The organism is Exiguobacterium sp. RIT341, from assembly GCF_000632205.1.
Classification (GTDB): domain Bacteria; phylum Bacillota; class Bacilli; order Exiguobacteriales; family Exiguobacteriaceae; genus Exiguobacterium_A.
This window is the reverse complement of record NZ_JFYW01000001.1, coordinates 13,317-25,731: the sequence shown is the minus strand read 5'-3', so window position 1 is coordinate 25,731 and position 12,415 is coordinate 13,317. Positions and strand designations below refer to the sequence as shown.

Below are 12,415 nucleotides of genomic sequence, written 5' to 3'. Positions count from 1 at the left end.
TTTATTCCCCCATTTTCTCGGCTTCTACGAGCCAGACGAAGTGATTGTATTGTATAAATTTAACAGTGAATCCCCGTGCTGTAAACAATTCTTCCATGACTGGAATCAACGGGTAGAACTCGCGTTCGAGATCTTCCGCTAACGCATCGAACCCTTGAGCACGTGCTTCGCGGATCGTTTGCAGGCGTGCCTCTTCTGAGACGAACATCGTATCCGCGTAGACGATTTTTCCGTCTTTCGGTAAATGCGACGCCATCAGATCGATTGCTTCTCCCTTTTCCTCATCCGTTAGATGATGAAACGCATAAGTGGAGACGAAACTGCTTGCTTCCTTCGCTTCGAACGAGAGGAAGTGACCATCCTGTACATCAAGCGACGGAATCTTTTCCGTCAAAATCGCCCGCATTTCCGGACTTGGTTCGACGGCGAGTACGGCGTCGTGACGTGCCAGAAGACGTTGTGTCAGGTTCCCTGTGCCTGCTCCGAATTCAATGACCGGCGACTGCGCTTTATCCGCTACTGTATCCAAAATCTCATCGTATCGACGAAAAACCTCTTTGTACTCCGGATCGTGTCCGGTTACTGTCTCGTCATACGTCGATGCCCATTCTGTGAAAACATCCATAAAACGTACTGTCATGCCTTGTCGTCCTCCATCTCACCAGTTAATTCCGAGTAATCGGATATGAATTAAAGTAATTTTCCTTATTCGCATTGTAGCAAGGAGATGCTATCCTGGCAAGCGACCGGCTCGAAAAAACTTCCAGAAAACAAAAAAAAGGCGTTGCCGGCGAACCGACAACACGAATAATGTGGTTAGAAATGCTACGAAGGAAAACCCAGCTCCATTCGGAATTGTTCGCTCTTCCGCGTGGAGGACGGCGCCTGTTCGACATGATCGCCAGCTTACGTTCACTTCTTGATCAGTCCTTTCGATCCACCACCTATCTATTGCACCGCTTCGTCTTTGGGGGACGACTTAAGGGGAAACAATACACTGGCTTAGGATGGGAGAAAGGGTTCAAGACTTGAAGCGTATTGAACGATCACCTCTGCTAGACTTCCTATAATGCATTTCTAGAAGTTGTTATGAATATACCATTCATATTTCCGCGTTGTCAACGGATTATTGTAAATATTCGGACAATTTAACAAAAAGAAAAATCCAGTCGGACTTTTCTTACCGTTCTTGACAGAATGCAAAAACGTTTTGGACGGACTGGAAAGCATAAAGTCGCTCTACGACTTGGTTTTCTTCAATTCGCAACAACGCGGGAACACTCATGACACGGGCTTCTTCTAAGAAGTCCGGGATGAAATTCCCATTTGCCTTCTGAATCGATTGACCTGAATCCGTCGCTTCGACGATATCAAGCATGCGCTCAGCGATGGCGCATGTCCCGCACATCGGTGCATAGACATACAATAAACCGTTTTCCGGGACAGTCGTGACCTCTTGCATCGGGGTCGCTCCTTTCTTCGTGGTATCTGTCGTCAGTATACAAAAAAAAGAGAGCGGACGAAACGCAAGCGCCTCGTTCACTCTCTTTTCGTTAAGTATTACTCGTTGATCATCGATTTGTACGCTGCAGCGTCCATCAATGCTTCGACTTGTGAAGCATCTTCGATTTCGATGTCGACCATCCAAGCGCCTTCAAATGGTGACTCGTTAACGAGTTCTGGGGAATCCGAAAGGTTTTCGTTGATGGCAACGACTTTACCAGAGATCGGTGCGTATAGTTCCGAAACCGTCTTAACCGACTCGACTGAACCGAATGGCTCGTTTGCTGAGATTGTATCCCCGACTTCAGGCAATTCGACGAAGACGATATCCCCGAGTTCGTGTTGCGCGAAATCCGTGATTCCGATGCGCGCCTTGTTTCCTGATACTTCGACCCATTCATGTTCTTCCGAATAGCGTAAGTTGTCTTTTACTTGACTCATTTCCGATTCCCCCTGTGGACTAATTTGGACTAACGTGTTCAGTATACCAAAATCGACTCTGAACTTAATACCATTTTCCTTGATACATTTCTTCCTTGAAGCCAATCGTGACATCTTTCCCGTCTGTGACGATCGGACGCTTCAACAACATACCGTCACTTGCAAGCAACTTGTATTGCTCGTCTTCCGATAACTCTGGAAGTTTGTCCTTGATGCCTTGCGAACGATACGATTGACCGCTCGTATTGAAGAATTTCTTCAGTGGCTCTCCACTCTTTTGATGAAGTTCCTGGATCGTCGCAGCAGATGGTGTCTCCTCGACGATATGTTTGTAATCGACTTCGACACCGTGTTGTTCGAGTGCTTTTTTTGCTTTGACGCACGTACTACATTTCGGGTAGCCGTACATCGTGACTATTGTTGTCATGTTCCTCACCTCACTTCCAAGAGTAGCAGATGGATCACTTCTGCTTCAAGCGTGCGAGCGCCCCGTCGATCTGATCTTGATGATGGGCGTCATGGGCAACAAACGACTCGACGAATTCTTGCGGTTGGAAATTCACATAGGTCGCCGCAAATTCCTCATCAGACAGACGATCGAGGTGATCGACGATATCACGCCGGACACTGATCGCTTTCTTCAGTAAGGCAAGCGGATCGATATGATGCGCATATTCGACCGCCAGTCGATTGAACTGATCGAAATCCGTCTCGACCAGTGTCAGCGGTTCGTCCGGTAACTTCGAAATGGCATGATCATAATAAAACCGGTCCCATAAATAGAGGTGGCTGACGCACTCAAGGATAGTCCACTTGTTCAGGGCAAGCGGCAGATTCCATTCTTCTGGCGACAAACGTTCAAGGGATTGATAGTAGGCAATCGCAAATTGCAGTTCAACCAAGTCTTGGCGCATCTCGTTTTCCCTCCTCAACCAAAAACTTCGCCTTTACAGAGATTTTCCCTGCAAAGGCGAAGCGGTAAACCTGACTTAGACCGTATATTTGTTTGACTCGATGAGGCGTTTTGCGATGTCGCGTTTCGTACCGATGACGTTGATCGGCTGGTAACGGCTGAATTTTTTGAGCGCTGAGAGCAACATCCGGAGTTCGTCGCCGCTTGCTGCCGCGTAGAGAGTCTCTTTCGCGTCACGCTCGACAGCTTCGAATGCTTGTTGCGCGAAGACTTCCGTATAACGGACTTTCAGTTCGCTCTTCTCGATGCCTTTATCGGCAATCGCTTTGTCCGTCCGGACGATCGCTGACTCAAGCGCATAGATTGCACTCATGATGTCGGCTGTGTTCGCTAAGATCTCTTGCTCGCCTTGGAGTTTGTCCTGGTATTTCTGGACCGCTGTTCCGGCAGTCAACAAGAAGATTTTCTTCATCATCGCGAGTAAGTGACGTTCGCGATCGAGTGGCGCTGTTCCGATGTCAGTCGGCATGAAGCTCATCACTTCTTGTTGCAGACGCTGTGCTTCCGCAAGCAATGGTAACTCGCCTTTCATCGCTTTCTTCAACAATGTTCCTGGTACGAGGAGACGGTTGATTTCGTTCGTTCCTTCGAAGATCCGGTTGATCCGTGAATCGCGATACATGTTCTCGACTTCATATTCTGCCATGAAGCCGTAACCACCGTGAATCTGAACCGCTTCGTCGATGACATAATCAAATGTTTCCGAAGCAAAGACTTTGTTCATCGAGCATTCGATCGCATACTCCGCGATGGCATCGGCGATTTTCTTACCGTCTTTGCTCTCTTCTTCCGACAGCTGATCAAGACTATCTTGGAACAAACCACCTGTCCGGTAGACTGAGCTTTCCATCGCATACGTCTGCGCTGCCATCGTCGCGAGTTTTTCTTGAATCAATGGGAACGAGCTGATTGGTGTTTTGAACTGCTTGCGTTCGTTCGAGTACTGGACTGCGAGATCGATCGCCCGTTTTGACGAACCGACAGCACCAACAGCTAATTTATAACGACCGACGTTCAAGATGTTGAAGGCGATGACGTGACCGCGTCCAATTTCACCAAGGACGTTATCGACTGGTACTTCTGCATCTTGTAAGATCAGCGTCCGTGTCGATGATCCTTTGATTCCCATCTTCTGTTCCTCGACGCCTGTCGAGACGCCTGGATACGATCCTTCGACGAGGAAGGCTGTGAACTTGTCACCGTCGATTTTTGCGTAGACGACGAACAAGCTTGCGAAACCAGCGTTCGTGATCCATTGTTTTTCACCGTTCAAGATATAGTGCGTGCCGGCTTCATTCAAGACAGCCGTCGTTTTGGCACCGAGAGCATCCGAACCAGAGCCTGGCTCCGTCAACGCGTACGAAGCGATCCACTCCCCTGAAGCGAGTTTTGGCAAGTATTTATGCTTTTGCTCTTCGTTACCGAAGAAGACGATCGGCAACGAACCGATTCCGACGTGTGCGCCGTAGCTGAGGGCGAATGAACGACCACGTGCGAACTTCTCCGTGATGATCGAAGACGAAATCTTATCCATCTGATAGCCGCCGTATGCTTCCGGAACGTCTGCGCCGAGTAAACCAAGCTCGCCTGCTTCACGGAGGAGACCGACCGACAGTTCAAACTCGTGTTTTTCGATCCGGTCCAGGACAGGAACGACACGATCTTCGACGAACTTCGCTGTCATATCACCGACCATTTTGTGTTCTTCTGAGAAATCCTCTGGTGTGAAGAGACGTTCTGGTGCTAACTCATCTAATACAAAACTGCCACCTTTGATTAATTCGTTTGTCGTTTGGCTCATTGTCCTGTTCCTCCTTCAACTAGTTCGAATACACCTGCTGCGCCCATTCCGCCACCGATACACATCGAGACGACACCATACTGGACATTCCGGCGTTTCATTTCATGCAAGAGCGTCAATGTGAGTTTTGTTCCTGTACAACCGAGTGGGTGACCGAGGGCGATCGCTCCACCGTTGACGTTGACGATGTCTTCGTTTAATCCAAGCTCGCGGATGACACCGAGTGACTGCGATGCGAACGCTTCGTTCAACTCGATCAATCCGACGTCCTCAAGCGTGATGCCTGCGAGTTCAAGTGCTTTCGGAATCGCGACGACCGGTCCGATGCCCATCACTTCCGGACGGACACCACCGACAGCAAACGACTTGAACTTGCCGAGAATCGGTAAGCCTTGGCGTTCTGCTTCTTCCCGTTCCATGACGAGGACAGCAGCGGCACCGTCTGACGTCTGCGAAGAGTTCCCTGCCGTGACGCTACCGCCGAGGCGGAACGCTGGGCGAAGTTTTGCAAGACCTTCAGGTGACGAATCCGGACGAACGCCTTCATCGTGCTCGACAACGAATGTCTTCTCTTCGATTTTCAGTTCATCATTGACGAATTGTTCCGTCACCGTTACCGGGACGATTTCGTCAGCAAACTTACCAGCTGCGATTGCTGCCGCTGCCTTTTGGTGACTCTTCAAGGCAAAGGCATCTTGATCTTCCCGTGAGACATTGTAGGTCGCAGCGACTTGCTCCGCTGTATGCCCCATGCTCATATAGTATTCCGGTGCCGTGTCGACGATCGACGGATTAGGTCGGACGACGTGACCTGGCATCGGAACTTGACTCATCGATTCGAGTCCACCGGCGACGACGGCTGTTGCTTGCCCCGTCATGATCTTCATTGCCGCGTCAGCGATCGATTGTAATCCACTTGAGCAATACCGGTTGATCGTGATCGCCGGTACCTCATGGGATAATCCACCGAGGACTGAAGCATAGCGGGCGATGTTCATGCCTTGTTCCGCTTCCGGTAAGGCACATCCGAGAATGACGTCATCGACCGCTCCCGTGTAGCCGGACCGTTTCAACGTTTCCTGGATGGCGATGCCTGCTAATTCATCCGAGCACATCGATTTGAATGCGCCCTTTTTTGCTTTTCCGACCGGTGTCCGTGCACCGGCGACGATTACTGCTTCCTTCATCCGAATCCCCCCAGTCCTCAGTTACGAAGCGGCTTGCCTTTGACGAGCATGTGCTGCATCCGTTGTTGTGTCTTCATCTCACCGATCAGGCTCAAGAAGGCTTCCCGTTCGATGTCGAGCATATATTGTTCATCGACGAGGCTACCGAAGGCGACGTTTCCGCCGGCGATGACGTGTGCGAGTTTACTAGCGATTTTCAAATCGTGTTCCGAGATATAGCCGCCGTAGAACATTTCGCGTGTCGCGAGTTCAAGCGTCGCTTTCCCAGCACGACCGACGACTGGAATCTTCGCTTTCGCTGGTGCCGTGTAGCCGGTCCGGTCCAGTTCAAGGACGAGTTGTTTCGCATCATACGTCAAGTGATCGCGGTTCATCGAGATCTGATCAACGGAGCGGACATATCCGAGTTCGCGTGCTTCAAAGGCTGATTTTGAGACTTTTGCCATCGCGACGTTTTCGAATGTCTTTTGCGCCGCTTTCTCGATGTTGACGAGTCCGTCCGGTGTGTTTTCTAACAGTCGACGGTACGTGTTGACGTTTCCGCCGCCTCCTGGAATCAGACCGACACCCACTTCGACGAGACCCATGTATGTTTCAAGACCAGCTTGCAGGCGAGCTGCCGGAAGCGAGATCTCGGTACCGCCACCAAGCGTCATTCCTTGTGGTGCAGCGACGATCGGACGCGATGCATAGCGAATCTTTTGAATCGATTGTTGGAATTTGTTGATGATCCAGTCGAGTTCGAACCAGTTCTCATCTTCTGCTTCCATCAGCATCATTGCTAGGTTCGCTCCGACACAGAAGTTCTTGCCATCGTTTGCGATGACGAGACCACGGTGGTTTTTCTCAACTAAATCGACTGACTGTTCGATCATCTGCATGATGTCGACGCCGATCGCGTTGCTCTTCGATGTGAACTCAAGGACTGCGACATCGTCGCCGATATCAAGCAAGCGTGCCCCGTTGTTCTCAAGTAAGACACCGTTTGACTTCCGGACGTCACGGAGGCGGATTTCCTTCGGATTGACCGTCGCTCCGACGTAATCCTTCGTTGCAACGTCATAATGACGACCCGATGCATCATAGAAACTCGTCTTTCCTGCTGCGAGCATCTCATCGACCCATGTCGGTACTTCGTAACCGTCTTGTTTCATTTTTGCGACCGTTTTCTCGACGCCAAGTGCATCCCATGTCTCGAACGGTCCCATCTTCCAGCCGAAGCCCCATTTCATTGCTTCGTCGATCGCTTTGATGTCGTCTGCGATCTCGCCTGTCAGTTGTGCCGAATAGAGCAAGGTTTTCGCGTGGATTGGCCAGAGTAACGCGCCGACACGATCTTGTGCGAAGACGACGGCCTTCAGTTTATTTTTTGCGCCCGGAAGTGCTTTTGCTTGTCCGATCGACGGTTCGGTAAGCGCTTTCTTTTCAACGTACTCAAATGTCTCAAGATCGAGTTCAAGGATCTGTTTTCCGACTTTCTTATAGAATCCTTGCCCCGTCTTTGCACCGAGCGACCCTTGTTCGACAAGGCGACGCATCTCAGTCGGAACTGCGAACGTCTCCTTCTCTTCGCCTTCCGGCAACAAGTCATAGACGTTGTTTGCAACGTGAACGAACGTGTCGATGCCGACGACGTCGAGTGTCCGGAACGTCGCTGACCCTGGACGTCCGAGTAATGGACCTGTGACCGAATCGACCTCCCCGATCGAATAGCCACCTTTTTTCATCTCATCCATCGTCACGAGGAGACCGTATGTCCCGATCCGGTTGCCGATGAAGTTCGGTGTGTCCTTCGCAATGACGACACCTTTCCCGAGTCGTTCTTCTGCGAATTGTTTCATAAAGTCGACGACACTTGGATCCGTGTCTGACGTCGGAATCAACTCAAGCAACTTCAGATAACGTGGTGGGTTAAAGAAGTGTGTCCCGAGGAAACGACGGTTGAACGATTCCGAGCGCCCTTCGCGCATCGCTTCAATCGAGATGCCGGATGTGTTCGAGCTGACGATTGCGTCTTCCCGAATGAACGGTTCGATCGTTGCGAACAATTGCTGTTTGACATCGAGTCGTTCGACGACGACTTCAACGATCCAGTCCGCTTCTTTCAGACGCTCTAAGTCGTCTTCTAAGTTTCCGACCTCGATGAAATCGATCAATTTCTTTGATGCCAGTGGTGCTGGGTTTTGTTTCAAGAGTTTTTCGCGGTTATCGCGCGCGATGCGGGAACGAACGCGCGGATCACTCAGCGTCAAGCCCTGCTTCTCTTCTTGTGCCGTAAGTTCTTTTGGTACGATATCAAGCATCAATGTCCGTATGCCAGCATTCGCAAGATGTGCCGCGATGCCTGCACCCATCACCCCTGAACCGATGATGACGGCGAATTGGATGTGTTTCGTCAACTGGATTGTGGTCGGCTGACCGATTTGACTCGCCATGATATACCCCCTGATTTTAAATTGAATGAACAACCATTCATTATACTGACAAAAAAAGAAGCCGAACGACTTTGGTGTGCTTCTTCTACATCTTCATCATAAATGAATAATGATTCAGTAGCAATAAAAAATCAGTCAATGGACAAATTTTCCTGTTAGACTGTTAAAAAGGAGTGATTGAAAATGAGTCAAACCGAGCATGTATGGAATCAAAAAGCCGCTGACTGGGCGGAGCGCGCTGATGATATGTGGACGAACGGCAGCCGCAAAACCGTTTTACCGTTCTTACGAAAAATGATCACCGGTGGTCGGTTGCTTGATCTCGGTTGTGGCGATGGTGCCGCCTGTCGACTACTGACACCGGACTTTCAGACAGTCGGACTCGATGTCTCAGATGCGATGATTCGAATTGCGCGTGAGAAATCACCCGAGCAGACGTTCATCGTCGGAACGGGCGAAGCGTTACCGTTCGCAGATCATGCATTTGACGTCGTTCTTGCCGTCAACTCACTCGAATGGTCGACACGTCCCGTCCAAGTACTGCAAGAAATCGAACGCGTTGCCCCACTTGTCGTCATCAGTCTACTTGGTCCGACAGCCGCTCCGCGTCAACTTGCTTACCGTCGTCTCTATGGCGAAGAAGTCGCGATGGGAAATACGATGATGCCGTGGGAATTGCTGCAGCTAGCAAAAGAGCGCGGCTGGACGTTGCTCGATGAAGCAGTCATCCAAAAGGAAGGAGCCGTCATGACGGGGCACCAGTTACTTGATCAAGCACATGCTTTCTCGTGTTTATTTGCTTTTCAGACGACGGCTGTGAGGGAGCGATAAATATGTCACACAGTACCTTTTATACGTCTATATTAATAGCTTTATGTATTGTTTTTTTATTTTACATTGATGCTCTCGATGTTCTAGAAAGATGGCAATTCTTCCTACTCTTTATTGGTCTCTTATTCTGTATACAGGCATTGGGGGACCGTTTATTTCGACATTATCGGGAGAAACGTTTCCAACCACAAACTACTGTCTTCTTAATGATTGGTTTATTTGCTGGGATGGTGTTTCTAGGTAATATCATTTGGCCATGATGCGAAATGAACGATGTAACGCACTATTCACCTCACTGTCTTCTCACCCGCTTTCCTCAGGCGAGACACAAGCCAGTCTTCCTCATCCCTCGGATGACGAATCCGGGTCTTGTTTGTCTCTGACAGCGCGAGATGAAACGTCGCGCTTTTTCCTGTAGGAGTCGGGTGAAGACTTGTGAGGTAAGGTAGCTTAAATGAAATAAACGGTCTCTCACCAGGCGAAGAGACCGTTTTTAGTTGGTTTCATCCAATTTGAGACTGCAAGCCAGATTGTCTTCATCACACTGGTACGGGTAATGAAAAGTGCGAATCGAGATCGTCCACTTAACGAAAATTCGCTTAGTATTTTAAAAAATACTTTTACAGATTTAATCTTCCAAGTCATATTTTAAGCGAGAAAAAGAACGACTCACCTTAAAATTAAAATCAATAAGAGTACTTAAATCGAAGTTCTTTTGTCGATAGATCTCTTTCATGAATTGCAAGAAAATGTAGCGACACGTATATAAATCGTCTCCAGTGTCTTCTCTCATCGAAGCATAATCAATTTCTTCACCTAGCGAATCATACACAATCGTTTCAAACTCTAAATTCGTATGCCACATAAAATCTAAAAATCCTTGTAGGACTGCCTTTTTATACATATCTAGTGGAAAAGTAGCCAAGATTTGATTTTTATAATAAAACTCTACTACTTTTTTTTGATAGAAAAATCGAATGATAAAGTTAGAAGAAATTTCCTCGCTCTCATATTGTAAAAACCAGTTTGATTTTTCAATGTCATATAGTTCACTTGTCGATACACTTTTTATTAAAGAGTGCCAAAACATGTATAGTTCACTTACATGTGCGTCAAAGGGAAGTGGTTCACCATCTATACAAAAAACAACTTTTCCAGAAGGATACCCGTCAGCTCGGCCAAATGCATAATTAAATACATCGTTGTCTTTTAAATCGGTCATATTTATAAACCCTGGGTATTCTTGATTAATATCTAGTTCTTCTTTTTCAGGAGGAAATTTAATGAAACTTTTAATTTCTAAATGCATAATAAAACCACCCTTTCATTTATGATCGTACTTCCCGCCTGAGGAAAGCGAAGATGCCAAGGATATCCCGTATACTATGTATTCTCATCCTCCGTGCGTTCGCTGATGTACCTGTCGCAACCAATCTTCGATCAAGGTGTGACCCGTTCGTTCTTCCCATTTCAGTCGGAAATAGAGTGTCTGTAGCATCTGCTTGATGTTACGATACGTCGTCCATTCCGCATCTCCCCATGTCACGTCACTCTCAATCCACACCTGAATGGTCTGTTCGATTCGTTGTAATAAGACGTCTTCCGACAGTCCATGGTGACAAGCTTGCAACCATGCAGTCACTATCCGGTCTGCTTCTTCATCGATGTAGAGATAATCAGACCGGATCAACTGACGAATCATCGCATCAATCGCTCCGATTTCCTCCTGCGGACGACTCGCTGGATGCGTAAACCAGACCGCATAAACATCGGCGATATGCGCCATGCTATGTGCCCATCCAAACCCGTCAATGAATCCCCGGACATCTCTTTCTTGCTCCAAATAGGTTTGTAAGTAAGTGGACAGCTGATCCAGCTGACTTTGGGTCAATAAGTGTCTTGTTTTATCTATCACTAACAGCTCTGCAAGTGCCAAAGCTGAAAACGATCGCGTCAAAACAGCTGTTGCATCCGATGTTCCCATCCGGTACATCAATCCATACCCGCTTAAAATGAAATCGAAAATCTGCTCTGCCTCAGCTACTGTCAATGTGTCTGAGCTGATATATGTCGCTAATTGTGGATAGACCAATCCATCCCGCAACTCAGAATCCGTCGAGCCGATATGGAGAAGCAACTCATCGAGTAACGCAGGTGTGACACGCACATCTTGTTGTAACAGTTCTTTTAGCTGTTGTTCCGTTCGAGCCATTTTGTCCTCTCCTTTCTAAATTCAAAAAAGACGATGCAGCGCTGCATCGTCTTTTCTACTTATCCTTTGACCATTCCTTTAAGAACGAAGGCAACGTTTGCCGGTCGTTCTGCTAAACGGCGCATAAAGTAACCATACCAGTCACGTCCATAAGGGACATAGACACGGACTTTATAGCCTTGTTTGACGAGTTCGAGTTGACGCTCAACCCGGATGCCGAATAACATCTGGAATTCGAACTGGTCTTTTTCAATCCCGTTTTCTTTAGCGTAACGGATGATTTGCTCGATCATCGCATCGTCATGTGTTGCGACGGCAGCATAGTTTCCGAGTGATAATTGTAACTTCACGAGCTTGATGTAGTTGTGATCGACGTCTTCTTTTTCTGGGAACGCCACCGTTGCCGGCTCTTTATATGCCCCTTTGACGATCCGGAGATTCGTCTCGAAGCGACCGACGCGTTTGATATCATCTTCCGACCGGTAGAGGTATGACTGGATGACCGTACCGATGTTATCGAAAGATTGGCGCAATTCTTCAAACAGTTGAATCGTTTTTTCACAACGTGGCTCATCTTCCATGTCGATCGTGACGAAGACACCGAGTTCTTTTGCCCGTGTTAAGATCCGTTCCATGTTCGAGCGAATCAAGTCGTCCGAGATATCAAGTCCGAGTGATGTCAGTTTCAACGAGAGTTGCGAGTCTAATTTTTCTTCCGCAATCATCTCAACCGCACGAATACATTCTTGTGTCATCATCTCTGCTTCCGCTACCGTCGAGATGAACTCCCCTAAATGGTCCATCGTGACGCATAATCCTTTTGCGTTCAATTCCTGGATCGCCCGTTTTGATGCTTCCAATGAATCCCCTGCCACGAAGCGACTTGCTCCGAATTTAAGCCCGTATCGCTTGGCGAGACCGTTCAATGTCTTGTTTTGCGATAAGAAGATAAAACCATCCCGTAGTACTTTTTCCATCACTCATGATTCCCCCTAAATAAATGCTAGGCTGTTTTACCGTATCGGTTCACAT

General features: G+C 48.2%; 13 protein-coding genes. 2 read left to right on the top strand and 11 right to left on the bottom strand.

What is annotated here, in order from left to right:
• Position 1 precedes the first annotated feature (1 nt).
• Positions 2-640 carry a class I SAM-dependent methyltransferase gene (locus BW42_RS00155; protein ID WP_035405992.1) on the bottom strand — a complete coding sequence of 213 codons (639 nt, stop codon included), beginning with the start codon at positions 638-640 and terminating at the stop codon, positions 2-4.
• A gap of 182 nt (positions 641-822) precedes the next feature.
• Here BW42_RS00155 and BW42_RS16225 point away from each other — a divergent pair, with 182 nt between their 5' ends.
• Positions 823-1,032, top strand: coding sequence for a hypothetical protein (locus BW42_RS16225; RefSeq protein WP_155960135.1), 210 nt, complete (start codon positions 823-825; stop codon positions 1,030-1,032).
• A 148-nt stretch (positions 1,033-1,180) separates the two neighbouring features.
• Here the strand turns inward: BW42_RS16225 and BW42_RS00150 are convergent, their stop codons facing one another.
• The 7 genes from BW42_RS00150 to BW42_RS00120 form a co-directional block, all read right to left on the bottom strand.
• Positions 1,181-1,462, bottom strand: coding sequence for a thioredoxin family protein (locus BW42_RS00150; RefSeq protein ID WP_035405990.1), 282 nt, complete (start codon positions 1,460-1,462; stop codon positions 1,181-1,183).
• Positions 1,463-1,560: 98 nt separating this feature from the next.
• Complete coding sequence (gene gcvH / locus BW42_RS00145) at positions 1,561-1,944, bottom strand: glycine cleavage system protein GcvH (protein ID WP_029342437.1); 384 nt, start codon at positions 1,942-1,944, stop codon at positions 1,561-1,563.
• Between the two features lie 64 nt (positions 1,945-2,008).
• Entirely contained in the window at positions 2,009-2,371 is a 363-nt protein-coding gene (locus BW42_RS00140) for an arsenate reductase family protein (protein ID WP_035405988.1), read from the bottom strand.
• 34 nt (positions 2,372-2,405) lie between these two features.
• On the bottom strand, positions 2,406-2,858 hold the full coding sequence (locus BW42_RS00135) for a DinB family protein (protein ID WP_035405985.1): 453 nt from the start codon (positions 2,856-2,858) through the stop codon (positions 2,406-2,408).
• A gap of 75 nt (positions 2,859-2,933) precedes the next feature.
• On the bottom strand, positions 2,934-4,718 hold the full coding sequence (locus BW42_RS00130) for an acyl-CoA dehydrogenase family protein (RefSeq protein ID WP_035405982.1): 1,785 nt from the start codon (positions 4,716-4,718) through the stop codon (positions 2,934-2,936).
• Positions 4,715-5,905: an acetyl-CoA C-acetyltransferase gene (locus BW42_RS00125; RefSeq protein ID WP_035405979.1), complete on the bottom strand. Its 1,191-nt coding sequence runs from the start codon at positions 5,903-5,905 to the stop codon at positions 4,715-4,717. Before BW42_RS00125 ends, BW42_RS00130 begins: the two co-directional genes overlap by 4 nt.
• Positions 5,906-5,922: 17 nt before the next feature.
• Positions 5,923-8,340, bottom strand: coding sequence for a 3-hydroxyacyl-CoA dehydrogenase/enoyl-CoA hydratase family protein (locus tag BW42_RS00120; protein ID WP_035405976.1), 2,418 nt, complete (start codon positions 8,338-8,340; stop codon positions 5,923-5,925).
• A gap of 183 nt (positions 8,341-8,523) precedes the next feature.
• On the opposite strand from BW42_RS00120, the gene BW42_RS00115 reads away from it, so the two are divergent.
• Positions 8,524-9,171 (top strand): class I SAM-dependent methyltransferase, encoded by a 648-nt coding sequence (locus BW42_RS00115; RefSeq protein ID WP_035405960.1) that lies wholly within the window; start codon positions 8,524-8,526, stop codon positions 9,169-9,171.
• Between the two features lie 628 nt (positions 9,172-9,799).
• On the opposite strand, the gene BW42_RS00105 is transcribed toward BW42_RS00115, so the two are convergent.
• The 3 genes from BW42_RS00105 to BW42_RS00095 form a co-directional block, all read right to left on the bottom strand.
• A complete protein-coding gene (locus BW42_RS00105) occupies positions 9,800-10,480 on the bottom strand; it encodes a hypothetical protein (RefSeq protein ID WP_035405956.1) in 681 nt (226 codons plus the stop codon).
• A gap of 84 nt (positions 10,481-10,564) precedes the next feature.
• Complete coding sequence (locus BW42_RS00100) at positions 10,565-11,383, bottom strand: DUF2785 domain-containing protein (RefSeq protein ID WP_035405954.1); 819 nt, start codon at positions 11,381-11,383, stop codon at positions 10,565-10,567.
• Positions 11,384-11,442: 59 nt separating this feature from the next.
• The gene (locus BW42_RS00095) at positions 11,443-12,360 is read right to left on the bottom strand and encodes a proline dehydrogenase family protein (RefSeq protein WP_035405952.1); all 918 of its coding nucleotides are present in this window, start codon (positions 12,358-12,360) and stop codon (positions 11,443-11,445) included.
• Positions 12,361-12,415 lie beyond the last annotated feature (55 nt).

Excerpts from the sequence above, each read along its gene's own strand:
- BW42_RS00155 (WP_035405992.1), bottom strand. The coding sequence starts at position 640 with ATGACAGTACGTTTTATGGATGTTTTCACAGAATGGGCATCGACGTAT.
- BW42_RS16225 (WP_155960135.1), top strand. The coding sequence starts at position 823 with ATGCTACGAAGGAAAACCCAGCTCCATTCGGAATTGTTCGCTCTTCCG.
- BW42_RS00150 (WP_035405990.1), bottom strand. The coding sequence starts at position 1,462 with ATGCAAGAGGTCACGACTGTCCCGGAAAACGGTTTATTGTATGTCTAT.
- gcvH (WP_029342437.1), bottom strand. The coding sequence starts at position 1,944 with ATGAGTCAAGTAAAAGACAACTTACGCTATTCGGAAGAACATGAATGG.
- BW42_RS00140 (WP_035405988.1), bottom strand. The coding sequence starts at position 2,371 with ATGACAACAATAGTCACGATGTACGGCTACCCGAAATGTAGTACGTGC.
- BW42_RS00135 (WP_035405985.1), bottom strand. The coding sequence starts at position 2,858 with ATGCGCCAAGACTTGGTTGAACTGCAATTTGCGATTGCCTACTATCAA.
- BW42_RS00130 (WP_035405982.1), bottom strand. The coding sequence starts at position 4,718 with ATGAGCCAAACGACAAACGAATTAATCAAAGGTGGCAGTTTTGTATTA.
- BW42_RS00125 (WP_035405979.1), bottom strand. The coding sequence starts at position 5,905 with ATGAAGGAAGCAGTAATCGTCGCCGGTGCACGGACACCGGTCGGAAAA.
- BW42_RS00120 (WP_035405976.1), bottom strand. The coding sequence starts at position 8,340 with ATGGCGAGTCAAATCGGTCAGCCGACCACAATCCAGTTGACGAAACAC.
- BW42_RS00115 (WP_035405960.1), top strand. The coding sequence starts at position 8,524 with ATGAGTCAAACCGAGCATGTATGGAATCAAAAAGCCGCTGACTGGGCG.
- BW42_RS00105 (WP_035405956.1), bottom strand. The coding sequence starts at position 10,480 with ATGCATTTAGAAATTAAAAGTTTCATTAAATTTCCTCCTGAAAAAGAA.
- BW42_RS00100 (WP_035405954.1), bottom strand. The coding sequence starts at position 11,383 with ATGGCTCGAACGGAACAACAGCTAAAAGAACTGTTACAACAAGATGTG.
- BW42_RS00095 (WP_035405952.1), bottom strand. The coding sequence starts at position 12,360 with ATGGAAAAAGTACTACGGGATGGTTTTATCTTCTTATCGCAAAACAAG.